Genomic DNA, 25,844 nt, shown 5'->3' with positions numbered 1-25,844 from the left:
CTGAAGAACGTGCCGCCTGCGGGGTCCGGCGTGTGCCAGATATGCCACTCAGGCCCCAACGGCGGCCACTCCTGGTGCCTTAATTGCGTCCAGACGATGAACAAGGTCACGTATCCGACCGACAAGGTCGTGCCGATCACGCTGTGTCGGACCCACGACGATCCCGTCTATGAGCTCCTACGGGACTACAAGAACCACCCCGCGTCACGGCAGAAGGCAATCGCACGTCAAACTGCAATACTCGGAGCGATCATCGATCGTTTCTATCAAGCACATGCGACGTGCCTGCGCGAAATGAGCGGCAGTGATTTCGACGTCGTGGCCGTGATACCTTCCACTCGGCCCACTCCGGTTCGCGCCATCCATCCCTTGGTCGGGGTGGTCAAGATGGTCCAGAGTTTCCGCGGGATTCGCCAGATACTGCTGGAGCGGGGGACGGGCAGGATCGGACGTTCGGAGCCAGCCGACGACGCATTTGTCACCGGCCCTCTGGCCCCCGTCGCCGGCAAGACGGTGCTGCTGGTCGATGACATACTCACCACCGGCGCCCACGTCCAAAGTGCCGCCTCCACACTCCGCCTCAAAGGCGCAACCTGCGTCGTGGCGCTGGTGATAGGACGCATCATCGATACCAAATTCAACGACAACAAGGTCCGGATCTGGCAGAAGGCCGAACAAGAACCCTTCGACTTCGAACGTTGCTGCGTGGAAGGCGCACATCCATAACCTCTGGACCAGCGCGCAGCCGCGTAGATTGGGAGCTCTGACGCCCACACTGTCGCGAACGCACGGTCACCCGACACCGGGGCTGACAAGGACCTCGACCAGGCCTGCGACGACGCCGACGACACACTCAAGGTGGAACTCACAGGGTTGGCACACAAGCCGGGTCCCCATTGCGCAATCAACGAACGCGGAGCACCAGCGATCGGATCCGCTCTTTCGCAGGAGCGAGCTTCATCCTCATCTCGTACGCCACCACACGTTCTCGCCCGAATTCCAGCCATCCGTCCTGTCTGAAGCGGAGCGTCGCCAGCGCGCGCCGGCGAATGAATGCCCCCGCACACAATCATGAGGCCGTGGCCCGGCATGCACCGCGCCTTCACCGCTGCCACGGGATCAAGCGCCGCCTCAGCGGGCGTCGGAGCGCCGGGCCCGACGGCCACAACCACCATTCGGCGCTACTGATCGCCGTGGTCGGCCACCTCTCCAGGTGTCCGCGAGCGGGCCAACTCCGTGAGCTGGTTCAGATCGAGTCCGTCGCAGGTGAGCTCCGTCGAGGCGAGCGTGGCGCGGATGACGGGATCGGCCGGTCCCGGTACGGCCACCGTCGCGGTCTGCATCGCCGCCCAGTCGCGGATCTCGTCGATCGACGGCTGCGGCAGCTCCCGCGAGTACTGGACGATCAGGGCGTTGTCCCGGACGATCAGGTGCTCCAAACTGCCGCCAGTGGGCACATCCGGGTCGGCCGGGGCGTAGAACGACCGGTCGGGGTGGCGCCACTCGGTGTCGCCGGGCCCGGCCAGGGACGTACGCGGCCCCGATTCACAGGTGACCGCCCCCGGCGGGGAGTCGGCCGTGGGATCAGCCGGGGCGCCGCACGCGGCGCACAGGACGAGCGCGGCCACGGGTGTCATGAGACGGCGGAGCATCGGTTCACTCCATGCTTGGTGCGAGGCCGGTGGCCCGAGGAACTCGGGCCACCGGCGGTGAGACGGGACGGGTCAGTTGACCCGCAGGACCGCCGAACGCGAGACGATCGCGCCGGTCGGGTCCGAGGCGCGGACCCGGTACTCCGAGCCGGCCAGTTCCGGCGTCGCGGTCACGGCGATCGCGAACGAGGTCTGGCCGGGCACGTCGGCCCAGTCGGCCGCGCCCGGCGCCTTGACCTGCCACTGGTAGGCGACGTTCTGGCCCTCGGCGGGCGCGGCGAAGACCGCGTCGTCACCGGCCCGGTGGGTGGCCGGCACCGGCTCCGACTGGAACCGCAGGACGACGGCGTCGTCGGCGAGCACCTTCATCCACTCGGCGAGCTCCTTGGCCCGCTCGCGGATCGGGGTGTTGTCCGGGCCGGGCAGGTTGGCCTTGACCTCCCGGCGCACGACCTTGGCCTGCTCCATGGCCTTGACGTAGTCCTTGATCAGGTACGCGTTGTACGACGCGTCGATCGCGCCGTTCAGCGTGGCGGCCAGACCGGCGTCGACCGAACCGTCGGCCACGCCGGCGGCGACCAGCCCGCGCATCTCGAGGTGGGTGGAGCAGTTGCCGGAGGACTGCCCGGCGGCCCACTTGATGCCCTCCAGGATGTTCTTCTGGAAGATCGGGTCGGCGGTGTTCTGCCAGTTGTGCAGCAGCGCCTGGGTGAAGGACCGCCCGCCGTCGTAGTTGGTGCACCACGAGATCGGGTGGTCGGCGCCCTCGATCCGGCCGGCGCTGTTGCCGATGCCGTTCACGTAGGTCGACTCGGTCAGCGTCTGCAGGACGTGCACCTTCTCGCGGGGCAGGAAGCCCCGCCAGTTGTAGAGCTCGTCCATGACCGTCATCTTCTTGGCGAAGTGGCGGGTGGCCGGGTGGGTGTCGTCCTCGGTGACCAGTTCGCCGATGACGCAGCCGCCGCAGGTGTTCTGGATGCCGCCGGCGTTGGAGCCGTGGTTGTCGAACTCGCCGCCGACCAGGTTCTTGTACCAGTCCCAGTTGTGCATGGAGTCGGTGGCGCCGTGGATGGCCACGAAGCCGCCGCCGTTGCGGATGTAGGTCTGCAGCGCGGCCTGCTCGTCGACCGTGGCCCCGGGGGTCGTCGTCGAGGGCCGGTTGGTGACGAACACGTCGTTGCCGACGCTGGAGACGCCGACGAGGGCGTCGTACTGGGACAGGCGCTCGGCGCTCTCGAACGGGTTGCCCGCGACGGACACCTCGGGGCTGAGGTAGTCGTAGACGTCGACGTCGAAGGAGTTCTCCCGGCCGAGGTCCTGGATCATCGCCATCGTCAGCGGGATGTGCTCGTGCCGGAAGGCGCCCGGACGGTTGCCGAACAGCAGGATCTTGAACTTGGGCCGGTTGTTCCGCACGGCCTCGCCCGGGGCGCGGAACGGGTAACGTTCCATGCCCTTGCCCGCGCTCACCGCGATCCCGGTGACGACGTCGGGGTGGTCGACGCCCTGGAGCTCCTCGACGAGGTAGGCGGCGTCCTTGACCAGCGAGTCGCGCATGTAGCCCGCGGGGGTCACCTTCGCCGCCAGCGCGCCGAACTTGACCAGCGCCGCCTCGGCGTCGCCGCTCTCGGCCTCGGCGAGCAGCGCCAGCAGCCGGTCGCCGTTGGGCACGGAGACCTTGCCGGCGGTCACGTACCGCTGGACCAGGGCGCGCAGGTCGGCGACCGAGGTGGTGATCTCGAAGGTCAGCGTGTACTTGGCGGCGTTGCCGGCGGAGTCGCCGATGTTGACGGCCCAGGTGTGCTCGCCGACCGAGAGGGTGGCCAGGTCGAGCGGCAGGGGGTAGGTCCAGACGCCGTCGATCCACATGTCCCGCACCGCCGCGCCGCCCGCGCCGGGGGTGGGGTCGGTACGGGTCGGGTTGATGGCGGCCGGCAGCGCGCTGTGCGCGACCTTGCCGTTGGGGATGCCGGGCCAGGCCGCGACCGGCGGCTTGGTGTCGATCCGCACCGTGATCGACCGCGAGGCCGAGGCGTTCCCGGCCGCGTCGACGGCGACGTAGCTCACGCTGCCGTTGCGGTCGCCGCTGATCACGTGGGTGGCCGTGCCGCGGTTTCCGTTCCGCACGGCCGGCACCTCGACGGTGCTGCCCGCGACGGTCACCCGGAAGAGGTTGACGGCGTCGTCGTCGGTCGCCGACAGGTTCAGCGTGACGTCGTTGCCGGTGAACCAGCCGCCGGGACCGGTGCTGGTGGAGGTCACGTAGGCGTTGTTGGCCACGCCGTTGTAGTTCGGGACGGGGTGCACAGGGGAGAGCGTCGCCACGTCCAGGACGGGCGGGGCTCCGCTCTCGGCGGCGAACGCCACTCCGGGCGTGCCGAGGAGCAAGGCGGGCACTGCGAGCAGGGCAGTGGTTAACGATCGGGTGGGACGGGGGCGAGAGGACGGCATGTGGCTCCTCTTTTCGGGTCGAACAGGAACTCCACCGCGCGTCTGAGCGCCGACCCAATGCCTAACGCGATGAATGTCCGAAGTGTGAGCTTCATCGCACACATTTGTCAACGATCTTACGGACTTCTGATTTTCATCGACGAAACTTTCCGCCTAAAAGTTTCGTTCGATCCCTATCCTCGTATCGATGAAAATTTCCGTGATCATGGCACTCATCCTGGTCCTGGCGGTGGCGTCCGTTCCCCGGCCGGACGAACGGGCCCAGGTCCTGGCGTCGGCGTACGCCCTGATCGGCCAGTACCCCTACTCGTGGGGCGGCGGCCACGCCGGGAGCGCCGGGCCCTCACTGGGCACCTGCAAGGGCTACCGGGGCGACATCAAGCCCTGCCCGGCCACGCGGACCAACGGCCTCGACTGCTCCGGGCTGACCCGCTGGGTCTACGAGATCGCCTACGGCCACGACGTGCTGGGCCCCGGCACCACCGACGACCATCTCCGCCGGCTACGCCCGGCCCCGGTCCCGGCCCCCGGCGACCTGGTCTTCTTCGGCACGGCCGAGCGCACCCACCACGTCGGCGTCTACATCGGCGGCGGGAAGATGATCAACGCGTTCAAGACCGGCACCATCGTCCGCGTCGACCCGGTGACCGCGCTCGACGACCTGCTCGGCTACTACCGGATGTGACCCGCCCCTCGTCAGGGGTCAGGCCACGTAGGGCGGCTGGCCGCTCTCGCTCTCCATCGGCAGCCCCGACGCCGCCCACGACTGCATCCCGCCGCCGACGTTGACGGCCTCCCAGCCCACGTGGTTCAGCCACGTCGCCGCCTGGGCCGACCGGCCGCCGACCCGGCAGATCACATAGACCGGCTGGCCCTGGGGCACCTCGCCCACCCGGTTCTGGAGCTGGCCGAGCGGAATGTGGGTCGCCGAGGGGGCGTGCCCGGCCCGCCACTCGTCGAGTTCACGCACGTCAAGCAGGTAGGCGCCGTCAGGCACGCCGGTCGGTTGCACGTCCCGCAGAGTCATGCGCCCAGTGTAGGGATAGGTGGTCCTCACTTGAGCAGTTTGCTCATCCGCCGGTCGGCCAGCGGTTTGCCGCCCGTCTGGCACGTCGGGCAGTACTGCAACGAGGAGTCGGCGAAGGAGACCTCCCGCACCGTGTCGCCGCACACCTCGCACTTCTCGCCGGTACGCCCGTGCACCCGCAGCCCGGACTTCTTCTCCGCCTTCAGGTCTTTGGCGGCGATGCCCCGGGCACGCTCAATCGCCTCTTTCAGGGTGACGACGATGGCGTCGTACAGGGAGGCGACCTGTTCGGGGGTCAGGGTCGAGGCGACCTTGAACGGGGACATCCTCGCCGCGTGGAGCACCTCGTCGGAGTAGGCGTTCCCGATGCCGGCGATGACCTTCTGGTCGCGCAGCAAGCCCTTGATCTGAGTGCGTTTGCCTTCGAGGATGGCCGCGAGGGTCTCGACGGTGAAGTCGGGGGTGAGCGGGTCGGGCCCGAGCGAGGCGATGCCCGGCACGTCGCCCGGTGAGGCCGCCACGTAGACGGCCAGACGTTTCTGGGTGCCCGCCTCGGTCAGCTCGAAGCCGGGGGCGACGCCGAGGGCGTCGGGCGCGAACCGTACCCGGAGCGCGAGCGGGCCCTTCCCCGGCCGCACGGGCTTGGCGCCCGAGAGGTCGTCGCGCCAGCGCAGCCAGCCGCCGCGCGCGAGATGGAAGATGAGGTGGATCCCGTCGCAGTCGAGATCGAGGAACTTCCCATGGCGGGCGACCGTCGTCACGGTGAGGCCGCCCAATGCGGTGATCGGCGGCGAAACGGTCTTCAACGCCGAGAACGCCACCACGTCGACGGCCTGCACGACCTGTCCGACCGCACGCTCCCGCAGGAACTCGGCCAGCGACTCCACCTCGGGCAATTCAGGCATACTTCAGACTACGTAGGGACGGGCACATGACCAGCATCATCGCCGAAGACGTGCTGCTTCTCGGCTACGACGAGGAGAAGGGCCGGCCCACGATCGGCTCCACCGAGCTGAACGCCGGTCTCGCCGGCGCCCTGCTGGCCGAACTGGCGATCAGAGACCGGCTCACCCTGACCGACAAGAAGGTCGTCGTCACCGACCCGACCCCCGTCGGGGAGCCCGAGCTCGACGCCGCGCTGGCGCGGATCGCCGCCGAGGCCAAGGTCCGCAAGCCCGAATGGTGGGTCGACAAGCTCGAAGGCGCCAAGGTGCGCGAGCGGCTGCTCGTCAGGCTCGTCGAGGGCGGGGTGCTCTCGGAGGAACGCGGCAAGATCCTCGGCCTGTTCAAGACCGTCAAGTATCCGGAGCTCGACGGCAGCGTCGAGAGGGCCGTCCGGATGCGGGTGGAGAGCGTGCTGAACGGCGCCGAGCCCGACGAGCGGACCGCGGTGCTCATCGGGATCATGCACGCCGCCAAGGCGCTCAAGAAGCAGTTCCCCGGCGCCGACGAGGCCCGGGTGAAGGAGATCACCGAGGGCGACTGGGCCGGGGAGGGCGTGAAGCAGGCCATCGCGGCCGTGGAGGCGGCCGTGCTGATGGTGATCACCACGGCCGTCGTCGTCACGGTCGTCAGTTAGCCCTTCTCGATCGCGCTCTTCGGCACCGGCTTGTCGGCCTCCAGCGCCTCGAACAGCTGATTGGCCCTGGTCGTGTCCCACTTGACGACCGACTGCCCGTCGATGGTGGGCAGCGAGCCGATCGGGACCGCCGTCGTCACCGGGTTGTTCTTCATGGCCAGGCCGAGCGAGAGCAGGTTGAACGGGCCGGTGCCCGGGTCGACCGCGACCGACTCGGCGGCGCTGTTGGCCAGCGGGACGACGGTGAACGGGTTGATCAGGGTGCCGGGGCTGGCGGCCTTCTTGACCACCGCGGAGAAGAACTCGCGCTGGCGCTGGGTGCGGTCGAAGTCGGGGATGGCGCCCGTCTTGCGGGTGCGGACGTAACCGAGGGCGGTGCCGCCGTCCATGATCTGGCAGCCCTTCTTGATGTTCAGGGCCGCCTTCGGGTCTTTGATCGCCTGCTTGGGGCAGATCTCGACGCCGCCGACCGCGTCGACGATGCCGACGAAGCCGCCGAAGCCGATCTCCATGTAGTGGTCGATCCGGATGCCGGTCACCTGCTCGACCGTCTGGGTCAGCAGCTTGGGGCCGCCGAAGGCGTAGGCCGCGTTGAGCTTGCCGTTGCCGTTGCCCGGGATCGGCACGTAGGAGTCACGCGGGAGGCTGACCAGCGTCGGCCGGCCGTCGCCGTCGGGGACGTGCAGCAACATCATCGTGTCGGTACGCCGCCCCACGGCGGAGCCGGTGCGGAGCTTCTTCCGCTCGGCCGCGCTCAGCCCGGCCCGGCTGTCGGAGCCGACCAGCAGCCAGTCCTGCCCCGGGGTCTCGGCCGGACGCCCGTCGTAGTCGGTGAAGGCGTCGACGTTGTTCATCTTCCCCTGGACGCTGAAGAACAGCGCCGTGACCCCGATCAGCACAAGCGACAGGAAGACCGCCACGCCGATGGCGATGTTGCGGCCGATGCGACGTGGCTTGCGCGGCCCCCGGTCACGGGCCTCAGCCGCTTTTGGCTCGTTCCCACCGCTGAACATCCGGACCGGTGAGTTGCCCTTCCGGGGCTTGCCGTAGACCTTGGAACGGCCCTTGGGCTCGGGTCCCTTGACTTCCGGCTCGCGAACCGGGTAGGCCGGGTCCAGCGGCCGCCGCACCATTCGCGTCGGCTCGTTGTCCTCAACCACGTTCCTCTACCCCCCGCTTGCCGACTTCTGACTCTGCCTTGACGGTACGCCGATACAGCCGTCCGGGGCGGGCCCGTTATCAAGGTTTTCCTATGGAAAAGTACACAGATCCGATCCGGGAAACATCATCGGCGGCTCGCCCGTTACGGTTGAAGCACCCCTAGTTGAAAGGACCGTCGTGTCCGTTTCGGACCCCTGGAGTACCGGCCCGTGCCTAGGCACGGGTCCACGTGAGGCGATGAGATGACCATCGTTCTCGGCCTCCTCGCCGTCCTGCTCCTCACCTTGGCGACCGGCTTCTTCGTCGCCCAGGAGTTCGCTTACGTCGCCGCCGACCGCGCGCTGCTGCGCCAGCAGGCCGACTCCAACCCCGCCGCCCGCCGGGCCCTCGACGTCACCGGCCGGCTCTCCTTCATGTTGTCGGGCGCTCAGCTCGGCATCACCGTCACCACCCTGCTGGTCGGCTTCCTCGCCGAACCGGCGATCTCGGTGTCCTTCCGCGGCCCGCTCGAAGACCTCGGGCTGCCGCCGGGGGCCGTGCCCGGGGTGAGTGTCGCGATCGGCGTTGCCATCGCCACGATCATCCAGATGATCCTCGGCGAGCTGGCGCCCAAGAACCTGGGCATCGCCCGGCCCGAGCCGGTCGCGATGTGGTTGTCTCGCCCGACCCTCCTGTACTTGAAGATCTTCGGGCCGCTGATCCGCTTCTTCGACGGCTCGGCCACCCGGCTGGTCCGGCTGTTCGGCATCGAGCCCGTCGAGGAGCTCGAACACGGCGCCACGCCCGAGGAGCTGCACCGCATCGTCGACGACTCCCGCGAGGCGGGCGACCTGCCGCCCCGGCTGGCCGACCTGCTGGAGCGCGCCCTCGACTTCGGCGACCGCACCGCGGAGGACGTCATGGTCCCCCGCCCCCGCGTGGTCTCCCTGCACGCCGACGCGCCGGTGTCGTCCCTCATCGAGGCGGTACGCGACCACGGCCACTCCCGCTACCCCGTGCTCGGCAGCGACACCGACGACGTCGTGGGCGTCGTCGGCCTGCTCGACTACCTGGGCCGCGAGGGCGAGGCGACCATCGCCGGGATCATGCGCACCCCGCTGCTGGTCCCGGCCAGCCTGCCGGTGCCGGTCCTGCTCTCCCGCATGTCCGGCGGCACCTTCGCGTGCGTCATCGACGAGTACGGCGGCCTCGCGGGCGTCGTCACCATCGAGGACCTGGCCGAGGAACTCGTCGGCGAACTGGTCGACGAGAACGACCCCGAGCCCCTGGGCGTCACCGTCAACCCCGACGGCTCCTGGGACGTGCCCGGTACCCTGCGCATCGACGAGGTCGAGCGCGCCACCGGCGTCACCCTGCCAGAAGACGACGGCTACGAGACCGTCGGCGGCCTCGTGCTGGCCGAGCTGGGCCGCATGGCCGAGCCCGGCGACGCGGTGACCGTCGGGACCGTCGAGGAGCACGACCTGCTCGACGACGACGAGGAACCCCGCCACGCGCTGCTGACCGTGCTGGAGGTCCACCGCCGGGTGCCCCAGATGATCCGCCTCGCGATCGCGGTCCCGCCGGCCGGGGAGACCGTCGAGGAGCCCGCCCACGAGAACACCGGCCCGCAGGACTACGCCCCCGAGCTGTTCTCGGCCCTCTTCCAGGGGAGGCCGGTGTGAGCTCCACGATGGCGCTCCTGCTCGGCGTCGTACTGCTGGCGCTGAACGGGTTCTTCGTGGCCGCCGAGTTCGCGGTCATCTCGGCCCGCCGCCACCGCCTCGAAGAGGCGGCCACCGGTCCGTTCGCCCGGATCGCCGCCAGGGCCGCCCTGCGGGGCAGCCGCCAGCTCTCGCTCATGCTGGCCGGCGCCCAGCTCGGCATCACGCTCTGCTCGCTGGGCCTGGGCATGGTGACCGAACCGGCGCTGCACCACCTGCTCGAACCGCTTCTGGGCGGCCTTCCCGAGAGCGTGGGAACCGCGATCTCGTACGTGGTCGCGCTCGGCATCGTCACCTTCCTGCACATGGTGGTCGGTGAGATGGCGCCCAAGTCGCTGGCCCTGACCCACCCCGAGCCGGCCGCCCTGGCCCTGGCGCTGCCGTTCCGCGGCTTCGTCTGGCTGGCCCGCCCGCTGCTGGCCGGCCTGAACAGGCTGACCAACGGCCTGCTGCGCCTGTGCGGCGTACGCCCCCGCGACGAGCTCGCCACCGCCCGCACCCCTCACCAGCTCGCCGTGCTGGTGGCCGAGTCGGGCCGGATGGGCATGCTCGACCGCGACGAGCACGACCTGCTCACCCGGGCGCTGCGCGTGCAGAACCAGCCGGTCGAGCGGCTGATGACACCGCTCGCCGACGCGGTCACGATTCCCGCCGACGCCCCGGCCGACCGGGTGCACAAGACGGCGGTGGCGGCCAACCGGCTGCGCATGCTGGTGACCTCTCCGGAGGGCGTCAAGGGCGTGCTGCACCTCCGCGACAGCCTGGTCCATCCCGAGATGACGCCTGGGGAGCTGGCGACGCCCGTACCGACCCTGAAGGTCTCGACCCCCATCCCCGACGCGGTGACGGCGCTTCAGGAGGCGCGGGCGCAGCTCGGGCTGGTTGTCGACGATCGGGGCGAGGTCGTCGGCGAGATCACCGTGACGTCGTTGATCGGTGAACTCCTCACTGTGTAGATCGCCCGCGCCTGTCTGACTCCCGCGCCTCCGGCGCGGGGGCTCGGGCGCTCTCAGCCCCCGACTTCCCTCGTCGCTCCGGTTCGCTTCGCTCTCCCGCGCTCCCCAGTCCAGACGGGGGCGCGCCTGTCTGACTCCCGCGCCTCCGGCGCGGGGGCTCGGGCGCTCTCAGCCCCCGACTTCCCTCGTCGCTCCGGTTCGCTTCGCTCTCCCGCGCTCCTCAGTCCAGACGGGGGCGCGCCCTCGCGGTCCCGTCTGGCCCCACGGGTCCCTGCCGTCACTCGAAGTGACCATATTTCGGGACATCAGGTCTCGCATGACGAGACTTCGGGCAAACTTTTTTCCGCTGAACCCGGGTGCAAGCGGTTTGAAAGCCGCGCTTCGGAGAATATGGATCAACGCCGTTCAGACTACGGAGGATCCGCTGTGCCATCAGGGACGTTATGCCCCACAACGAAAAAACCCCGCCTCCGGAAGGTGGTCCTTCCGACCGGCGAGGTCGATTCTCTGTGGGCAAGGGGGGAGTTGAACCCCCACGTCCTTTCGGACACACGGACCTGAACCGTGCGCGTCTGCCATTCCGCCACTTGCCCCTTACGGGTGCGCCTCTTTTCGGCTGCCTGGAAAGGTTAGCACGGATCCGCCAGTGCCACTGAACCCGGATACGATCCGTGTAGACGATGGAGGAAGGGAGGTACCCGGTGGGAGTCCTTCAGCGCTTCGAGCGCAGGCTCGAAGGTTTGGTTGAGGGGGCCTTCGCACGTGCGTTCAAGTCCGACCTTCAACCCGTAGAGGTCGCCAGCGCGGTGCAGAGGGAGATGGACGACCGTGCCGCGATCGTCGCTCAGGGCAGAACGCTCGTGCCCAACGACTTCGTGGTCGAGCTGTCCACGACCGACAACGAGCGGCTCGAGGTCTATGCCGACAGCATCAGCCACGAGCTCGCCAACCTCGCTCGGGAATACGCCAAGGAGCAGGGCTACTCGTTCGTCGGACCCGTCCGGGTGCGCTTCGAGATCGCCGAAGACCTAGCGGTCGGACTGTTCCGGATCAGGTCCGGGGTCATCCGCGGCGCGACGGTCGAGCAAGACGAGATCAGACAACCGGTCAGCGACGTGCCCGCCGCTCGCAAGAGCAGCGCGTTCGGCGGCCGGCCCCGCCTGCTGGTGTCCACCCAGGACGACCCGCAGGGCCAGCGGTCCTACGAGCTGACCACACCGGTCACTCTGCTGGGCCGCGGGACCGATTGCGATCTACGGCTGGTGGATCCGGGCGTATCGCGGCATCATGCCGAGCTACGGGTCGAGGGTCAGCAGGTCGTTCTGGTTGATCTCGGTTCCACGAACGGCACCTTCGTCAACGGGCAGCCGGTCCGCAGGATCGAGATGCAAGACGGGACGAGGGTGACACTGGGGCGTACGACCCTGGTGTTCAGACGCGATTAAAGGTAGACAAACGGTCCATGTCCGAGCTCGCGCTGCTGCTGATCAGGCTCGCCTTCCTGGCGGTGCTCTGGTTCTTCGTCATTGCCGCGGTCGGCGTGATCCGGACAGACTTGTTCGGTCCGCGAACGGCACCTTCCGCCAATCCCCGGAAGCTGCCCACGAAACCGGCGAAGAATATTCCTGCCAAGCCCAAGAGGGGGGAGCCACGTCAGATGGTCGTCACAGGTGGCCCCCTGCAAGGGACCATCATCAACCTCACCGAACAGCCGATCACGATAGGCCGGGCCACTGACTCGACGCTCGTCCTCAGCGACGACTACGCGTCCAGCCGCCATGCCCAGCTCTTCCCCCAGGACGGCCAGTGGATCGTGGAAGACCTCGGCTCGACCAACGGAACCTACCTCGACCGTTCCAAAGTGACCCGCCCGACGCCGGTGCCTCTCGGGACTCCGATCCGCATCGGCAAGACCGTCATCGAATTGCGCAAATGACAACAGCACTCCGATACGCCGCCCGCTCGGACGTCGGCCTCCTCCGCGAAGGAAACGAGGACTCGGCGTACGCCAGCGGCCGCCTGCTCGCCGTCGCCGACGGCATGGGCGGGCACGCTCACGGTGAGGTGGCCTCCTCGGTCGCCATCGCCGCACTGTCGTCCCTCGACAGGGACGCCTACGGGAGTGACCTGGTCGGCACGATCGAGGCCGCGGTCCGCGACGCCAACCACCAGCTCCACATGATGGTGGCCCGCGATCCCAGCCTCAAGGGCATGGGGACCACGCTCACCGCCATGTTGTGGAACGGCACCCGGTTCGCGCTCGTCCACGTGGGCGACTCACGGGCCTACCTGTTGCGCAACGGTGAGCTCTACCAGATCACCCACGACCACACACTCGTGCAGTCGCTGGTGGACGACGGCCGCATCACGCAGGAAGAGGCCGCCAACCACCCGCAACGCTCGATCCTCCTGCGCGCCCTCGACGGCAGCGGCGAGGTCGACCCCGACCTGCAGGACCGGGAAGCCCAGATCGGCGACCGCTACCTGCTGTGCTCGGACGGCCTGTCCACCGTCGTCAGCGCCGAGACACTCCATCACACGCTCTCCACCATCGACGATCCCGACGACGTGGTACGCCAGCTCATCGACCTGGCCAATCGCGGCGGCGGACCTGACAACATCACCTGCGTGGTGGCCGACGTCATCGAGACCGACGACGTGCAGCCGCTCAGCCACGCGGCGGCGGTGGTCGGAGCGGCCGGTTCCGGACGCGTCCGTTCGGCGCCACCCGACAACCCGGCGGGCCGCGCCACGACGGTGACCGCGCCCCAGCCGGTCATGGTCGACCTCGATCTCGACGACCGACCGGCGCCGGAGGCCCTCGCGGCCTCCGGCCGCCGGGCCGCCCGCAAGCGGCGCACCTGGCCGATGGCCACGACGTTACTGGTCGCCGTCGTCGGAGTCCTCGGAGCCGGAGGCTACTTCGGCTACCAGTGGACCCAGAACCAGTTCTACGTCGGCGCCGAGAACGACCGCCTCGTGGTGTTCCAGGGGGTCGACGCCGATCTGGGCTTCGTCTCGTTCAAGCACGTCGTCCACACCTCCGACCTGTCGGTCTCGGCTCTCCCACAGGTCGAACAGGACAAGGTGCGGAGCGGGATCATGGTGAACGACGTCGACGCCGGCAAGGCGAAGATCGCCGCGCTCACCGGCGGCACCGAGAGCCCCACCCCCGACGCGTCCCCCAGCCCGGCCGGCGACCAGGCCAACCCCGGCGAGAACACCGGCGAGAACTCCAGTAACGCCCCGGCCGACACCTCGGAAACGCCGTCGTGACGACCGCACCCGTAGCGGAGGCCCCGGCCGTCCCGATGACCGCGAAGCGGCGGGGCGCCCAGCTCGTCATGCTCGCCTTCGCGATCGTCGTCGTGATGGGCGCCTACGCGAGCGTCGGCCTCGGCATCGACGGCCAGATCCCCTCCGGAACCTTCACCTACGGCCTCGGGCTGGCCGTGCTGATGTTCGCCGCCTACGGCGTGCTGGCGAAATGGGCCCCCTGGGCCGATCCCCTGCTGCTTCCCCTGGTGACGCTGCTCAACGGGATCGGGCTGGTCTTCATCTACCGGATCGAGCAGACCGGACAGGCCGGCGCTTCCGCCACCAACCAGCTCATGTGGACCGCGCTCGGCGTGGTGATGTTCTCCGCGACCCTGATCGTGTTGAAGGACCACCGGACCTTGCAGCGCCTCACCTACACCATGGGCGCCCTCGGCCTTCTGCTCCTGGTCATGCCGCTGCTGCCGATCATCGGTGAGGACGTCAACGGCGCGAGCATCTGGATCAAGATCGGCCCGCTGACCTACCAGCCGGCCGAGATGGCCAAGATGGCGCTGGTCATCTTCTTCGCCGGCTACCTGGTCGCCAAGCGCGACGTGCTGGCGCTGGCCGGGCGGCGGCTGTTCTTCATCGACCTCCCCCGCGTGCGCGACCTCGGGCCGGTGCTCATCACCTGGGGCCTGAGCCTCGGCGTGCTGGTGCTCCAGAAGGACCTGGGCAGCTCCCTGCTGGTCTTCGGCACGTTCATCGCGATGCTCTACATCGCCACGCAGCGCACCTCCTGGGTGCTCATCGGCGTGCTGCTGTTCGTGGGTGGCGCGGTGCTGGCGGGGCAGCTCTTCGGCCACGTACAGGACCGCTTCGAGGTCTGGCTCGACCCGGGCAACCCCGAGTTCTACAACCGCGAGCTCGGCGGCAGCGAGCAGCTGATGCAGGGGCTGTTCGCCATGGGCTCGGGCGGCATCCTCGGCACCGGCCTCGGCCAGGGCTTCCCCCGCGAGATCCCGCTGTCGTTCTCCGACTTCATCATCGCCGTCGTCGGCGAGGAGCTCGGCCTGACCGGCCTGATGGCGCTCCTGATGGTCTACGCCCTCATCGTCGAGCGCGGCCTGCGCACCGCCCTGGCCGCCCGCGACCCGTTCACCAAGCTGCTGGCGGGCGGGCTCTCGTTCCTGCTGGCCTGGCAGGTCTTCATCATCGTCGGCGGCGTGACCCGGCTGATCCCGCTGACCGGTCTGGTCACCCCCTTCCTGTCCGCGGGCGGTTCGGCCCTGCTGACTAACTGGATCCTTATCGCCCTGCTGGTACGCATGTCGGACGCGGCACGACGCCCGCCGCCCCAGGCCATCCAGAACGAAGGACTCACCCAGGTGTTCACGCGATGAACGCAACCATCAAGCGCGCCGCCGTCGCCTGCATGGTCATGTTCGCCCTGCTCATGATCAACGTGAACTACCTGGGCGCGGTCAAGGCCGGCGACTACAGCACCGACAACCGCAACAAGCGGTCGTTCTACGCCCGCTACGGGGTCGACCGGGGCTGGATCACCGCCGACGACGGCAAGACCACGCTGGCCAAGACGATCGACACCGGCGACAAGACCTTCCGCTACGAGCGCGAATACCCCAGCGGCCGCATGTACGCCCACGTCCTGGGCTTCTTCGCACCCGAGAGCGCCCGCGGCATCGAGCTGAACGAGAACAAGCTCCTCAACGGCAGCGACCCCGACCTGGTGGTCGGCCGGCTGATCGACTTCGTCAGCAAGAAGCCCCCGAAGGGCGCCAGCGTCGACCTGACGCTGGTTCCGGCCGCCCAGAAGGTCGCCTACGACAAGTTGCGGGCAAGCGGCAAGCGCGGCGCCGTGGTGGCCCTCGACCCGAAGACCGGCGCCGTCCAGGTGATGGTCTCGCTGCCCACCTACGACCCCAACGACCTCGCCGCCCCCGACAAGGCGAAGGTGGCGCAGGCCTACAACAAGCTGGCCGAGGACGACACCGACCCGCTGCTCAACCGGGTGACCGAGAAGACCTATCCGCCGGGCTCGACCTTCAAGGTCGTCACCGCGGCGGCGTTCCTGGAGGCCGACCGCAGCCGCGACCCCGAGACGACCGTCCCGGCGCCGCAGGTGCTCGACCTGCCCGACACCACCGCCGGCCTGCCCAACTACGGCGGCGCGGCCTGCGGCAGCGGCGAGGTGACGCTGCGGTTCGCGCTGGAGCGCTCGTGCAACACCCCGTTCGGCCAGATGGGCATGGACCTCGGCTGGGACAAGATGCGCGAGGAGTCGGCCAAGTTCGGCATCGGCGAGCCGATCCAGTTCGAGCTGCCGACCGCCGACACCACGATCGGCCCCGACGAGGAGACGGCGGCGCTCGCGCAACTCTCGATCGGCCAGCGCAACAACCAGCAGACCCCGCTGCAGATGGCGCAGATCGCCTCGGCGATCGCCAACAGCGGCGTGCTGATGAAGCCCACGCTGATCAACAAGATCACCGACCCGGGCGGCAGCGTCATCGAGGAGCTGAAGCCCGAGCAGCTCACCGAGGCCCTGAGCGGCGAGGTGGCCGACGAGCTCAAGCAGATGATGGTCTCGGTCATCACCAACGGCACCGGCACCGGCGCCCAGATCCCGGGCGTGACGGTGGCCGGCAAGACCGGCACCGCCGAGGCGGGCGACGCCCCGGCGCCGCACGCCTGGTTCATCGGCTTCGCCCCGGCGGAGAACCCCGAGACGGCGATCTGCGTCTTCATCGAGGCGGGCAGCGCCGGCAACGACGCCACCGGTGGTGGCACGGCGGCGCCGCTGGCGCGTGACGTCATGCAGGCGGTGCTCGAAGCGAAATGAGCCATGGCCTGCTCGGCAACCGTTACCGTCTGACCTCCCGGATCGCCATCGGCGGGATGGGCGAGGTCTGGCGCGCGACCGACGACCTGCTCCACCGGGAGGTCGCGGTCAAGCTGCTGCGCGCTCACGTGGCCGCCGATCCGGCGTTCCGCGACCGGTTCCGGACCGAGGCCCGCATCACCGCCGGGCTGGCCGACCCGGGCATCGCCCAGGTCTTCGACTACGGCGAGGAGAACGACCTCGCCTATCTGGTGATGGAGCTGGTGCCGGGAGAGCCGCTGTCGGCGATCCTGGCGCGCAACGGGAAGCTGAGCGCCGAGGTCACCCTCGACGTCGTCTCGCAGTCGTCGCGCGGCCTCCACGCCGCCCATCAGGCGGGCGTCATCCACCGCGACGTCAAGCCGGGCAACCTGCTGGTCACCCGCACCGGCCTGATCAAGATCACCGACTTCGGCATCGCCCGCGCGCTCGAGTCGGCCTCGGTCACAGCGACGGGAACGGTCCTCGGCACCGCCCAGTACGTCAGTCCCGAGCAGGCCTCGGGCCATCAGCTCACCCCCTCGACCGATCTCTACTCGCTGGGTGTGGTGGCCTACGAGTGCCTGACCGGCCGCCCGCCCTTCCTGGCCGAGACCCAGGTGGCCGTGGCGCTGCTCCACCTCAACGAGCAGCCGCCGCCGCTGCCGGCCGACGTGCCCGAGGCGGTGCGGGCGCTGGTGATGGCGCTGCTGTCCAAAGACCCCGCGCGGCGTCCCGGCAGCGCCCGGGAGCTGGGCGACCGGGCGATGGTGCTGCGCGACTCCCTGGCCGGGCCGCAGGAGGCCGCACTGAGCACGCTCACCGGGCCGAGCGTGGTCATCACCAACCGGGTGGGCGCCCCGCCGTCGGGCGGGCCGCTGTCGACCAGGCCGCTGCCCTCGAACGGACGGCGGACGACCGCCCTCGTCGTCGCCGCCGTCGGCGCGGCCGCGGCGGCCGGATTCGGGGCGATTCAGTTCATACCGACTTCGAAGGAGCCGGAGACGGTGACCGGGACGTCGCCGGAAGATGGTGGTCAGGTGACGTTCGCACCGGTCGACCAGCCGAGGCGGACCACACTCACGCCCCTGGTGCCGGCCACGCGCCGGCCGCCCACGGTGCCGTCGGCCCGGCCTATTCCCACGCCGTCGGCTACCGTTGTCAAGACGGCGATCCCGAGCAAGAGCCCCGCGCCGTCGCCGACGACCACGACGACTCCCACCCCGACCCCGACGCCGAGTGAGACTCCGACGCCAAGTGAGACTCCAACGCCCATACCTTCCCCAAGCGCCACGGCGCTCCCGAATGAGGAGACGCCATGACGTATCGGGTCGATGATGGACGACGGCGGCACCCCACGATGAACGGCAAGGGACTGTGCAGGAAATGACTCAGCCACGGCTACTCGGCGGTCGATACGAACTCGACGGCGTCGTCGGGCGTGGCGGCATGGCCGAGGTCTATCGCGCCCGGGACATCCGGCTCGACCGTATCGTCGCGATCAAGACCCTCCGCTCCGACCTGGCCCGTGACCACACCTTCCAGGCCCGGTTCCGGCGCGAGGCACAGTCGGCGGCGTCGCTGAACCACCCGTCGATCATCGCGGTGTACGACACCGGCGAGGACATGATGGACGGCACCCCGGTGCCCTACATCGTCATGGAGTACGTCGACGGGCGGACCATCCGCGACCTGCTGCGCCAGGACCGCCGGCTGATGCCCGAGCGCGCCGCCGAGCTGATCGACGGCATCCTGCGGGCCCTCGATTACAGCCACCGCGGCGGGATCGTCCACCGCGACATCAAGCCGGCCAACGTCATGCTGACCCGCAACGGCGAGGTCAAGGTGATGGACTTCGGCATCGCCCGCGCGATGGCCGACTCGGCCGCCACGATGACGCAGACCGCCCAGGTCATCGGCACCGCCCAGTACCTCTCGCCCGAGCAGGCGCGCGGTGAGCGCGTCGACGCCCGCAGCGACATCTACTCGACCGGCTGCGTGCTCTACGAGCTGCTGACCGGCCAGCCCCCGTTCACCGGCGACTCCCCCGTGGCGATCGCCTACCAGCACGTCCGCGAAGACCCGATCCCGCCGTCGCGGATCGACCCGGAGATCCCCAAGTGGTGTGACGCCATCGTCCTCAAGGCGATGGCCAAAGACCCGGTGCAGCGCTACCAGAGCGCGGCCGAGATGCGGGCCGACCTCCAGCGGGCCGTGCAGGGCATGCCGATGGACCCGCAGACGATGGCCCTGGCCAACAACTACGGCCAGTACGCCGGCGCCGACCGCACCCGCACCATGACCAGCGCCCAGGGCGCCGTCCCGGCGCAGGGCACCCGCCACATCCCGGCCTACGACTACGCCGAGGAGGAGCGCACCAGCCGCAGCGACCGCCACCGGCAGAAGAGCAGCGCCGGGGCGACCGCCGCGAAGACGGCGGCGTGGATCCTCATCCCGCTGCTGATCATCGGTGCGTTCATCTGGGTCGGCCTCACCTTCCTCGCGCCCACCGACGGCGGCGAGAAGGTCGAGACCGTCCCGGTCCCCGTCGTGGAAGACCAGCCGAGGGCCGAGGCCGAGGCGGCGCTGACCAAGGCCGGGTTCAAGGTCACGGTCGAAGAGGAGTTCAACGAGGACTACCGCAAGGGCCGGGCGATCGGCACCGACCCGGCGGCGGGCGAGGACATCCAGAAGGGCAGCGAGGTCAAGCTCCTCGTGTCCAAGGGCCTCGAGACCATCGCCGTGCCCAACGTCGTGGGCAAGACCCGTGAAGACGCCACCGCCGAGCTGCAGGCCGCCGGGCTGAAGTTCACGGTCGAGTTCAAGGGCTCCGCGGGCAAGCAGGGCACGGTCACCGCGACCGACCCGCCCGCGGGTGAAGAGGTCAACAAGGGCAGCCGGGTCAAGCTGACCCTGCCGGTCGAGCTGATCGAGGTCCCGACCGTGACGACGCTCACGGTCGACGACGCGCGCCAGACGCTCGAAGAGGCGGGCTTCAACGTCAACATCTCGGAGCAGCCGAGCGACGTGGTCCCGCGCGGCATCGTCATCGACCAGACCCCCGCCGGCGGGTCGAAGCAGCAGCCGAAGCGGACGATCACGCTGGTCGTCTCCAGCGGCCCGTCGACCGACCCGCAGTTCCCGCCGAGCGAAGACCCGGGCGGCGAGTTCCCGAGTGACGAGCCCACCGGCGGCACCGAAGACCCGACCAACCCGGATGACCCCGGTGACGGCGTCGACGTCGACACGGGCGGCAACGGCGGGACCGGCGAGTTCGGCCAGTAACGCAGAAAGGGTTTCCGCCACTCGGGGGCAATGGCGGAAACCCTCACTGTGACTTCGGTTACAGCCCCCGCCGTGTTACAGGTTTCTGAGCCAATTTCCGAGCAATTGTGAGCCATGCTCGGACAGGACCGACTCTGGGTGGAATTGCACCCCTTCCAAGGGCGCTGACCTGTGCCGCAGTCCCATGACCACCCCGTCCGGGGTGGTCGCGGTGACGGTCAGCTCCTCGGGCACACTCTCGGGCGTGACGGCCAGGGAGTGGTAACGCGTCATGGTCACCGGGCTCGGCAGCCCCTTGAAGAGCCCACGGCCGTCGTGGGCGATCGGGCTGGTGCGCCCGTGGAGCAGTTCGGGTGCCCGTTTGACCTCGCCGCCGTAGGCGACGGCCAGGGCCTGATGTCCCAGGCAGACGCCCAGGTAGGGCACCCGCCGGGCGGCACACCAGTGGACCATCGGCACGCTGACCCCGGCGTCTTCCGGAGCCCCGGGTCCCGGGGAGACGAGCACCCCGTCGAACCCTTCGGCGTCGGCGACGCTCACCTCGTCGCGGGGGTGTACGTCGCAGTCGGCGCCGAGGACGCGCAGGTATTGGACGATGGTGTGCACGAAACTGTCATGGTTGTCGACGACCAGGATGCGCACCCATTCACCCTACGGTCACCTCGTCAAGGGCGACACGCGGCTCCAGCCAGGGGAACAGTCCGTACCAGAGGAAGAGCCCGGCCAGGCCGAGCAGCAGGAGCACGCCGACCAGCTTGGCGGCGAGGTTGCCGGGCAGGTGGCGCCAGAGGAAGGCGTACACGAAGCTCCTGTTCTTAAGGCAGATTCCGGGCGCGAGCTGTCTATTGGGCAGATTCCGAGCGCGAGCTTTAGATGACGTCTTAGATGACGTCGCGTTCCTCGGTCTTGGTCAGGGTGCCGAAGACGATGAGGCGTTGGCGGGCCGAGTATTCGGGGTGGCAGGTGGAGAGGGTGATCACGGCCTTCTGGGCCTTCCTGCCCGGGTGGCCGGGGACCGGTTCGATCACGTCCACCTCGGTGGGTTCGACGATCTTCGTGCCGGTGACCTCGTAGGTGTAGCGGGCCTCCCGGGAGTCGACCACGATCGGGTCGCCCTTCTTGAGCTCGTCGATCCGGTTGAAGGGGGCGGCGTAGGTGGTGCGGTGGCCCGAGACGACGAAGTTGCCGACCTCGCCCGGCTGGGCCGAGCCGGGATAGTGGCCGGGGCCCTGCCGCAGGTGTTCGTCCTCGACGCCCTCGACGATGGCGTACTTGTAACTTGCACCGAGGCGGGGGATCCGGAGGAGCGCGACGGCGCCGCCGAGTTCGACCTTTCCCAGGATCTTCTCCTCCGGTTCGGCCAGGAGCTGCCGCTGGAGGATGCGCTGGTGGCGTTCGGTGTAGGCGCTGGTGCCCCACAGCAGATAGGCGCAGAAGAGCAGCAACACGACACCCAGGGTGATGCTGAGCTCACCGATGGTCCGCAGGATCGCCCTCACCGGGCCACCGTAGGAGCGGGGGTGCCCGAGATCCCCGATGTTGACCTATTGTTTGCGGGCGCCCGATGGAAAGGGGAATCGCCCTTCGGGGACGTCGGCGTCTATTCTTAGCGACTACGCTTACTGACAGACCCGCATCGAGCGCGGGTGACCATCAGGAGACTCCCGTGCCCAACTCGAAGGTTCGCAAGAAGGCCGTCTACACCCCGCCGCAGAAGACCACGACGGTCAAGGTGAGCCCCCGCTGGCTGGCGCCGGTCATGGTGGCGTCCTGGATCCTCGGCATCGGGTGGATCGCGGCCTACTACATCGTCGGCCGCACGGGTCCCGTGTTCGAGCCCCTCGGCAACTGGAACCTGGCGATCGGGTTCGCCCTGATCATCTTCGGTGTGGTGCTCTCCACCAAGTGGCGCTGACCGCGCTCACAACGACGGGCTGAGGCTTTCCACAGGTTTTTCCACAGCCTGGGGAAGCATCAGCCCGCATTCGTTCACTGCGTGCCCATCTGCCGGTGCAACTCGGCGATGAGCGCGTAGGGATCGGCGAAGTAGACCGTCAGCACGAGCACGAGCAGCACGGCGGCCACGCCGGCCCACTGGATGAGCGCCCGGTTGCGTTGGGGCGCGTAGGCGAAGATGACGGCCACCAGCGCGCCCACGACCAGGCCGCCCAGATGGCCCTGCCAACTGATCCCGGGGATCACGAAGGTCACGAAGACGTTGATCCCGATCAGCCAGACCACCCCGCGGGCGTCGTAGCCGAGGCGGCGGGCCATCACGAACAGCGCGCCGAACAGGCCGTAGATGGCGCCCGAGGCGCCGACCGCCGAGTAGGCGCTGAACAGGTAGACGGCGACCGAGCCGCCCAGCGCGGCGGTCAGATAGAGCGCCGCGAACCGCGCGTGGCCCAAACGGCGTTCGAGTTCCGGCCCGATGGCCCACAGCGCCCACATGTTGAACAGGATGTGGGTGATCGCGAAGGCCGACGTGGGCCGGGAGTGCAGGAAGGCGCCGGTGAGCAGCCGCCAGTATTCGCCTTGGAAGATGTGGAACGGCGAGGTGGCGAACTGGTTGACGAACTCGTTGCCCTGCACCAGCTCGGCCAGGTAGGCCACCACGTTGAGGCCCAGCAGCGCCCAGGTGACCCGGGGCACGCTGACGTGGCCGCCGCCGAACTGGGCCTTGGCCTGCCGGACGCCCTTGTTGCCCTCACGGACGCACTCGACGCACTGGAAGCCGACCGCGGCGTTCTGCATGCAGTCGGGGCAGATGGGCTTGTCGCACCGCTGGCAGCGGACATAGGTCTCGCGCTCGGGGTGCCGGTAGCAGGTGGGCACCGCCGCCGAGCCCGGTTCCATCGAGGGAGGCTGGGTGGTCAATGGGGTCCTTCCGGAGGGGCCTTACCACAGCCTGCCATACGGAAACGGCGGAGGCGCCCACCGTGGGGCGCCTCCGCCGCGGGCGATCAGACCCGGTCGATGGTGACCGACTCCAGGACGACGTCCTTGATCGGCCGGTCGCGGCCGTCGGTCTCGGTGGTGGCGATCGCGTCGACCACCTCGGTGCCCTCGATGACCTCGCCGAAGATCGTGTGCCCCTGGTTGAGGTGGGGGGTCTTGGCGACGGTGATGAAGAACTGCGAGCCGTTGGTGCCCTTGCCGAACCGCTTGCCCGCGTTGGCCATGGCCAGCAGGTAGGGGCGGTTGAACTGGTTCTCGGTGTGGATCTCGTCGTCGAAGTCGTAGCCGGGGCCGCCGATGCCCTGGCCCAGCGGGTCGCCGCCCTGGAGCATGAACCCGGCGATCACCCGGTGGAAGATCGTGCCGTCGTAGAGCTTGGCGTTGGTCTTCTGGCCCGTCTCGGGGTGGGTCCACTCCCGGGTGCCTTCGGCGAGCTCGACGAAGTTGCGTACGGTCTTCGGCGCCTGGTTCGGCCAGAGCTTGATTTTGATCGTGCCCCGGTTGGTGTTCAGGGTCGCGATGAGGTTCTCAGCCATGCGTGGCCGCCCCCTTTGTGTCACAGACTCGATGTTTTCCAAGGGCAAGGGTAGCGATCGTCCGGAGCGGCCCTGGTGATGATTGAGGGGCATTCGGGCGGGAAGGTGACGACTCGGGGCCCCAATTCGACAGGGGAGGTTGTCGTGTCCCGGACAATGAAGAAGAAGGCGCGTGCCGCGCTCGACTATCCAGAAACATGGGCGAGCCGGGCGAAACACTCGGCTTACCGCACGGCCAACAGGGTCGGCCCGATGGCCGGAATGGCCCGTGACAGCGCGATCGGCATGGCCGGAAACGCGCGCGACTACGCGGGCACCGCCCGTGAGGTCGCGACGAGCCGGCTCGAAGACGCCCGCTACTGGGCCGCGCCGCGGCTTGACCACGCGGCGGTGTCGTTCGAGGAGCACATCGCGCCCAGGGTGGCCGCGATGATGGCCGAGATGGCGCGGCGGATCGACCCGGCGCCGCCGATCGTCAAGCGGCGGACCCGGATGCCCATGATGGTGCTGATGGGCGGGCTGGCGATGGGCGCGATCGGCTTCGCGCTCTACAAGCGGAACGCCCGGCAGTGGGCGGACACCATGTCCGACACCAAGGACGCCGTGCGCGACAAGGTGGAGCACGTGCGGCACCGCGCTCAGCAGACGGCTCACCAGGCGGGCGAGACGATGGAGCAGAAGGCCGACGAGATGCAGAACCGGATGTCCTGAGGCCCTGCTCGGAGGAGCCGGTGCCCATGATCGGGCGCCGGCTTCTTTGTGTATGGGGGCACGTTTGGGGCAGTCTTGGCTCTCGTGACGGACAAATCCGTTTCTTCCGGGCCCCCGCAGGTCGAGGCGCCCATCGCACACGCTCCCATCGGCGCCGTGGCCGAACCGCCGCCTCCGCCCGAACCCGAGTCGACCGGCGAGCACAAGCTGCCGTTCGGCCGCCCTGGCAAGCCCATGGGCAACAGCCCGTTCATGTTCGGCCTGGTGGCCGCCCTTGGCGTGCTGACGGCCTGGTGGCTGGTGCAGATGGTGGCCGCCGCCGGGTCGGTCCTGGTGCTGATCGTGGTGTCGCTGTTCCTCGCGATCGGCCTCAACCCGGCCGTCGAGTGGCTGCACGGCCGGGGCATGGCCCGCATCTGGGCGATCACCATCGTCTTCGTCGGGGTGATCGCGTTCTTCGCGATCTTCGCACTCTCGATCGTGCCCGCCCTCACCGAGCAGACGACCGGATTCATCCAGGACGTGCCGACACTCGTCCAGCAACTCCAGAACCATCCCCTGATCCGGTCGCTCGACCAGGAGTACCAGGTTCTGGACAAGCTGACGCAGTACGTCACCAGCGGCGACCTGGCCAGCCAGCTCTTCGGCGGGCTGCTGGGCGTGGCCGGAGTGGTGATCAGCGCCGTGTTCAGCTTCCTGACGGTGCTGGTGCTGACGCTCTACTTCCTCGGGTCGCTGAACTCGATCAAGGAGTCGGGCTACCGGCTGGTGCCGCGCTCGCGGCGCGAGCGGGTGACCAAGCTCGTGGACGAGGTGATCAGGCAGATCGGCGGCTACGTCGGCGGCAACCTGATCATCTCCCTGATCGCCGGCGTGGTGACGTTCATCTTCCTGAGCATCGCCGGGGTCCCCTACGCCCTGGCGCTGGCGATCTTCGTGGCGATCACCGACCTGATCCCCATGGTCGGCGCGGTCATCGGGGCCGTGGTGGCCTCACTGGTGGGGCTGCTGACCTCGCTGCCCGTCGGCATCGCGTGCGTGGTCTTCTTCGTGATCTACCAGCAGATCGAGAACTACGTGATCTCGCCGAGGGTGTTCAAGTCGTCGGTCGACGTGCCCCCAATCGCGACGATCATCGGCGCCCTGCTGGGCGGCGCGCTGCTCGGCGTGGTGGGCGCCCTGCTAGGCATCCCGCTGGCCGCCGCGCTGCTGCTGATCCTGCGGGAGGTGGTCCTGCCCCGGCAGGAGAAGCTCTAGTGGTGGGCGTGGGCGTACTCCTCACGGCGGAGCAGCATCACCGCGAGCATCAGCGGGAACATGATCACATGGGTGATCATCATGAGGCCGTGGTCGTCGAGCACTCCGGCCCAGAACAGCGGGAACGCCACGAGCGCGGGCGCGTACATGGCGGCGCACATCTCCAGGGTGCGCGGCCATGAGTGCCCGCGCAGCAGCATGACGACGGCCATCCCGATCGACATGTTCGTCGCCATGACCAGGTAGCCGGCCTCGGGGCCGAGGCCCCAGCGGCTGGTGACCAGGCCGAGCAGGAACATCCCGGCGAACATCGCCAGGACCATCTCCAGGTAGTGCAGGGCGAATCGTCTCCAGTTCATGCGGTCGAGAATGGTCCGCGAGAAGGAGCCGAACCTACGTCCGAAGGGCAATGTGTCCGGAAATCTGGGC

Annotated in this window: 26 protein-coding genes and 1 tRNA gene; 15 read left to right on the top strand and 12 right to left on the bottom strand. The window is 68.8% G+C overall.

The window, feature by feature from the left end; genetic code table 11:
- Positions 1-96: 96 nt before the first annotated feature.
- A complete protein-coding gene (locus tag GT755_RS10210; protein ID WP_161479493.1) occupies positions 97-726 on the top strand; it encodes a ComF family protein in 630 nt (209 codons plus the stop codon).
- A 455-nt stretch (positions 727-1,181) separates the two neighbouring features.
- On the opposite strand, the gene GT755_RS10205 is transcribed toward GT755_RS10210, so the two are convergent.
- Positions 1,182-1,652: a hypothetical protein gene (locus tag GT755_RS10205; RefSeq protein WP_161479492.1), complete on the bottom strand. Its 471-nt coding sequence runs from the start codon at positions 1,650-1,652 to the stop codon at positions 1,182-1,184.
- A gap of 72 nt (positions 1,653-1,724) precedes the next feature.
- Entirely contained in the window at positions 1,725-4,049 is a 2,325-nt protein-coding gene (locus GT755_RS10200; RefSeq protein ID WP_161479491.1) for a ThuA domain-containing protein, read from the bottom strand.
- Between the two features lie 241 nt (positions 4,050-4,290).
- Here GT755_RS10200 and GT755_RS10195 point away from each other — a divergent pair, with 241 nt between their 5' ends.
- On the top strand, positions 4,291-4,788 hold the full coding sequence (locus GT755_RS10195) for a C40 family peptidase (RefSeq protein WP_161479490.1): 498 nt from the start codon (positions 4,291-4,293) through the stop codon (positions 4,786-4,788).
- An 18-nt stretch (positions 4,789-4,806) separates the two neighbouring features.
- Here the strand turns inward: GT755_RS10195 and GT755_RS10190 are convergent, their stop codons facing one another.
- Both GT755_RS10190 and GT755_RS10185 read right to left on the bottom strand, forming a co-directional pair.
- Complete coding sequence (locus GT755_RS10190) at positions 4,807-5,130, bottom strand: rhodanese-like domain-containing protein (RefSeq protein WP_030455212.1); 324 nt, start codon at positions 5,128-5,130, stop codon at positions 4,807-4,809.
- A 26-nt stretch (positions 5,131-5,156) separates the two neighbouring features.
- A complete protein-coding gene (locus tag GT755_RS10185; RefSeq protein WP_161479489.1) occupies positions 5,157-6,035 on the bottom strand; it encodes an Fpg/Nei family DNA glycosylase in 879 nt (292 codons plus the stop codon).
- A gap of 26 nt (positions 6,036-6,061) precedes the next feature.
- On the opposite strand from GT755_RS10185, the gene GT755_RS10180 reads away from it, so the two are divergent.
- Positions 6,062-6,709, top strand: coding sequence for a GOLPH3/VPS74 family protein (locus GT755_RS10180; protein ID WP_161479488.1), 648 nt, complete (start codon positions 6,062-6,064; stop codon positions 6,707-6,709).
- Here the strand turns inward: GT755_RS10180 and GT755_RS10175 are convergent.
- Positions 6,706-7,869 carry an LCP family protein gene (locus GT755_RS10175; RefSeq protein ID WP_328794277.1) on the bottom strand — a complete coding sequence of 388 codons (1,164 nt, stop codon included), beginning with the start codon at positions 7,867-7,869 and terminating at the stop codon, positions 6,706-6,708. The genes GT755_RS10180 and GT755_RS10175 overlap by 4 nt on opposite strands.
- 243 nt (positions 7,870-8,112) lie before the next feature.
- Here GT755_RS10175 and GT755_RS10170 point away from each other — a divergent pair, with 243 nt between their 5' ends.
- Together GT755_RS10170 and GT755_RS10165 are read left to right on the top strand one after the other, a co-directional pair.
- Positions 8,113-9,534, top strand: coding sequence for a hemolysin family protein (locus tag GT755_RS10170; RefSeq protein WP_161479487.1), 1,422 nt, complete (start codon positions 8,113-8,115; stop codon positions 9,532-9,534).
- Entirely contained in the window at positions 9,531-10,529 is a 999-nt protein-coding gene (locus GT755_RS10165) for a CNNM domain-containing protein (protein ID WP_161479486.1), read from the top strand. The genes GT755_RS10170 and GT755_RS10165 overlap by 4 nt, the downstream gene beginning before the upstream one ends.
- A gap of 510 nt (positions 10,530-11,039) precedes the next feature.
- Here GT755_RS10165 and GT755_RS10160 read toward each other — a convergent pair.
- A tRNA-Leu gene (locus tag GT755_RS10160) sits at positions 11,040-11,122 on the bottom strand.
- Between the two features lie 108 nt (positions 11,123-11,230).
- On the opposite strand from GT755_RS10160, the gene GT755_RS10155 reads away from it, so the two are divergent.
- From GT755_RS10155 to pknB, 7 genes are all read left to right on the top strand, one after another.
- Positions 11,231-11,974 (top strand): FhaA domain-containing protein, encoded by a 744-nt coding sequence (locus GT755_RS10155; RefSeq protein ID WP_030455206.1) that lies wholly within the window; start codon positions 11,231-11,233, stop codon positions 11,972-11,974.
- 17 nt (positions 11,975-11,991) lie between these two features.
- Positions 11,992-12,465 carry an FHA domain-containing protein FhaB/FipA gene (locus GT755_RS10150; RefSeq protein ID WP_030455205.1) on the top strand — a complete coding sequence of 158 codons (474 nt, stop codon included), beginning with the start codon at positions 11,992-11,994 and terminating at the stop codon, positions 12,463-12,465.
- Positions 12,462-13,805 carry a Stp1/IreP family PP2C-type Ser/Thr phosphatase gene (locus GT755_RS10145; protein ID WP_161479485.1) on the top strand — a complete coding sequence of 448 codons (1,344 nt, stop codon included), beginning with the start codon at positions 12,462-12,464 and terminating at the stop codon, positions 13,803-13,805. The genes GT755_RS10150 and GT755_RS10145 overlap by 4 nt, the downstream gene beginning before the upstream one ends.
- 35 nt (positions 13,806-13,840) lie before the next feature.
- Positions 13,841-15,190, top strand: coding sequence for an FtsW/RodA/SpoVE family cell cycle protein (locus GT755_RS10140; protein ID WP_161479994.1), 1,350 nt, complete (start codon positions 13,841-13,843; stop codon positions 15,188-15,190).
- Entirely contained in the window at positions 15,187-16,650 is a 1,464-nt protein-coding gene (locus GT755_RS10135) for a peptidoglycan D,D-transpeptidase FtsI family protein (RefSeq protein WP_161479484.1), read from the top strand. Before GT755_RS10140 ends, GT755_RS10135 begins: the two co-directional genes overlap by 4 nt.
- Positions 16,647-17,990: a serine/threonine-protein kinase gene (locus tag GT755_RS10130; protein ID WP_161479483.1), complete on the top strand. Its 1,344-nt coding sequence runs from the start codon at positions 16,647-16,649 to the stop codon at positions 17,988-17,990. The genes GT755_RS10135 and GT755_RS10130 overlap by 4 nt, the downstream gene beginning before the upstream one ends.
- Before the next feature lie 64 nt (positions 17,991-18,054).
- Complete coding sequence (gene pknB / locus GT755_RS10125) at positions 18,055-19,953, top strand: Stk1 family PASTA domain-containing Ser/Thr kinase (RefSeq protein WP_161479482.1); 1,899 nt, start codon at positions 18,055-18,057, stop codon at positions 19,951-19,953.
- A gap of 75 nt (positions 19,954-20,028) precedes the next feature.
- Here pknB and GT755_RS10120 read toward each other — a convergent pair whose 3' ends face one another.
- From GT755_RS10120 to GT755_RS10115, 3 genes are all read right to left on the bottom strand, one after another.
- Positions 20,029-20,595, bottom strand: a complete 567-nt coding sequence (locus tag GT755_RS10120; protein WP_328794275.1) for an anthranilate synthase component II — start codon at positions 20,593-20,595, stop codon at positions 20,029-20,031.
- Positions 20,596-20,599: 4 nt separating this feature from the next.
- Positions 20,600-20,755, bottom strand: coding sequence for a hypothetical protein (locus GT755_RS38510; RefSeq protein WP_235966676.1), 156 nt, complete (start codon positions 20,753-20,755; stop codon positions 20,600-20,602).
- 79 nt (positions 20,756-20,834) lie between these two features.
- Entirely contained in the window at positions 20,835-21,452 is a 618-nt protein-coding gene (locus GT755_RS10115; protein ID WP_161479481.1) for a class E sortase, read from the bottom strand.
- Positions 21,453-21,619: 167 nt separating this feature from the next.
- On the opposite strand from GT755_RS10115, the gene GT755_RS10110 reads away from it, so the two are divergent.
- Positions 21,620-21,868, top strand: a complete 249-nt coding sequence (locus tag GT755_RS10110; protein ID WP_030455197.1) for a cell division protein CrgA — start codon at positions 21,620-21,622, stop codon at positions 21,866-21,868.
- A 74-nt stretch (positions 21,869-21,942) separates the two neighbouring features.
- Here the strand turns inward: GT755_RS10110 and GT755_RS10105 are convergent, their stop codons facing one another.
- Positions 21,943-22,809 (bottom strand): rhomboid family intramembrane serine protease, encoded by an 867-nt coding sequence (locus tag GT755_RS10105; RefSeq protein WP_161479480.1) that lies wholly within the window; start codon positions 22,807-22,809, stop codon positions 21,943-21,945.
- 107 nt (positions 22,810-22,916) lie between these two features.
- Positions 22,917-23,447 carry a peptidylprolyl isomerase gene (locus GT755_RS10100; RefSeq protein WP_161479479.1) on the bottom strand — a complete coding sequence of 177 codons (531 nt, stop codon included), beginning with the start codon at positions 23,445-23,447 and terminating at the stop codon, positions 22,917-22,919.
- A gap of 144 nt (positions 23,448-23,591) precedes the next feature.
- Here GT755_RS10100 and GT755_RS10095 point away from each other — a divergent pair, with 144 nt between their 5' ends.
- Positions 23,592-24,158 carry a DUF5324 family protein gene (locus tag GT755_RS10095; RefSeq protein WP_161479478.1) on the top strand — a complete coding sequence of 189 codons (567 nt, stop codon included), beginning with the start codon at positions 23,592-23,594 and terminating at the stop codon, positions 24,156-24,158.
- A gap of 84 nt (positions 24,159-24,242) precedes the next feature.
- Positions 24,243-25,415: an AI-2E family transporter gene (locus GT755_RS10090; protein ID WP_328794274.1), complete on the top strand. Its 1,173-nt coding sequence runs from the start codon at positions 24,243-24,245 to the stop codon at positions 25,413-25,415.
- Here GT755_RS10090 and GT755_RS10085 read toward each other — a convergent pair.
- Positions 25,412-25,774, bottom strand: a complete 363-nt coding sequence (locus tag GT755_RS10085; RefSeq protein WP_161479477.1) for a hypothetical protein — start codon at positions 25,772-25,774, stop codon at positions 25,412-25,414. The genes GT755_RS10090 and GT755_RS10085 overlap by 4 nt on opposite strands.
- Between the last annotated feature and the right edge of the window lie 70 nt (positions 25,775-25,844).

Origin of the sequence: Herbidospora solisilvae (assembly GCF_009901565.1) — a bacterium.
GTDB lineage: Bacteria > Actinomycetota > Actinomycetes > Streptosporangiales > Streptosporangiaceae > Herbidospora > Herbidospora solisilvae.
Note: the sequence above shows the minus strand (reverse complement) of the source record. Positions and strands in the feature narration are given on the sequence as shown.

Coding starts and splice junctions, on each gene's coding strand:
- GT755_RS10135 (WP_161479484.1), top strand. CDS start 15,187: ATGAACGCAACCATCAAGCGCGCCGCCGTCGCCTGCATGGTCATGTTC.
- GT755_RS10100 (WP_161479479.1), bottom strand. CDS start 23,447: ATGGCTGAGAACCTCATCGCGACCCTGAACACCAACCGGGGCACGATC.
- GT755_RS10210 (WP_161479493.1), top strand. CDS start 97: ATGAACAAGGTCACGTATCCGACCGACAAGGTCGTGCCGATCACGCTG.
- GT755_RS10185 (WP_161479489.1), bottom strand. CDS start 6,035: ATGCCTGAATTGCCCGAGGTGGAGTCGCTGGCCGAGTTCCTGCGGGAG.
- GT755_RS10190 (WP_030455212.1), bottom strand. CDS start 5,130: ATGACTCTGCGGGACGTGCAACCGACCGGCGTGCCTGACGGCGCCTAC.
- GT755_RS10150 (WP_030455205.1), top strand. CDS start 11,992: ATGTCCGAGCTCGCGCTGCTGCTGATCAGGCTCGCCTTCCTGGCGGTG.
- GT755_RS10130 (WP_161479483.1), top strand. CDS start 16,647: ATGAGCCATGGCCTGCTCGGCAACCGTTACCGTCTGACCTCCCGGATC.
- GT755_RS10145 (WP_161479485.1), top strand. CDS start 12,462: ATGACAACAGCACTCCGATACGCCGCCCGCTCGGACGTCGGCCTCCTC.
- GT755_RS10205 (WP_161479492.1), bottom strand. CDS start 1,652: ATGCTCCGCCGTCTCATGACACCCGTGGCCGCGCTCGTCCTGTGCGCC.
- GT755_RS10195 (WP_161479490.1), top strand. CDS start 4,291: ATGAAAATTTCCGTGATCATGGCACTCATCCTGGTCCTGGCGGTGGCG.
- GT755_RS10105 (WP_161479480.1), bottom strand. CDS start 22,809: ATGGAACCGGGCTCGGCGGCGGTGCCCACCTGCTACCGGCACCCCGAG.
- GT755_RS10140 (WP_161479994.1), top strand. CDS start 13,841: ATGACCGCGAAGCGGCGGGGCGCCCAGCTCGTCATGCTCGCCTTCGCG.
- GT755_RS10180 (WP_161479488.1), top strand. CDS start 6,062: ATGACCAGCATCATCGCCGAAGACGTGCTGCTTCTCGGCTACGACGAG.
- GT755_RS10085 (WP_161479477.1), bottom strand. CDS start 25,774: ATGAACTGGAGACGATTCGCCCTGCACTACCTGGAGATGGTCCTGGCG.
- GT755_RS10170 (WP_161479487.1), top strand. CDS start 8,113: ATGACCATCGTTCTCGGCCTCCTCGCCGTCCTGCTCCTCACCTTGGCG.
- pknB (WP_161479482.1), top strand. CDS start 18,055: ATGACTCAGCCACGGCTACTCGGCGGTCGATACGAACTCGACGGCGTC.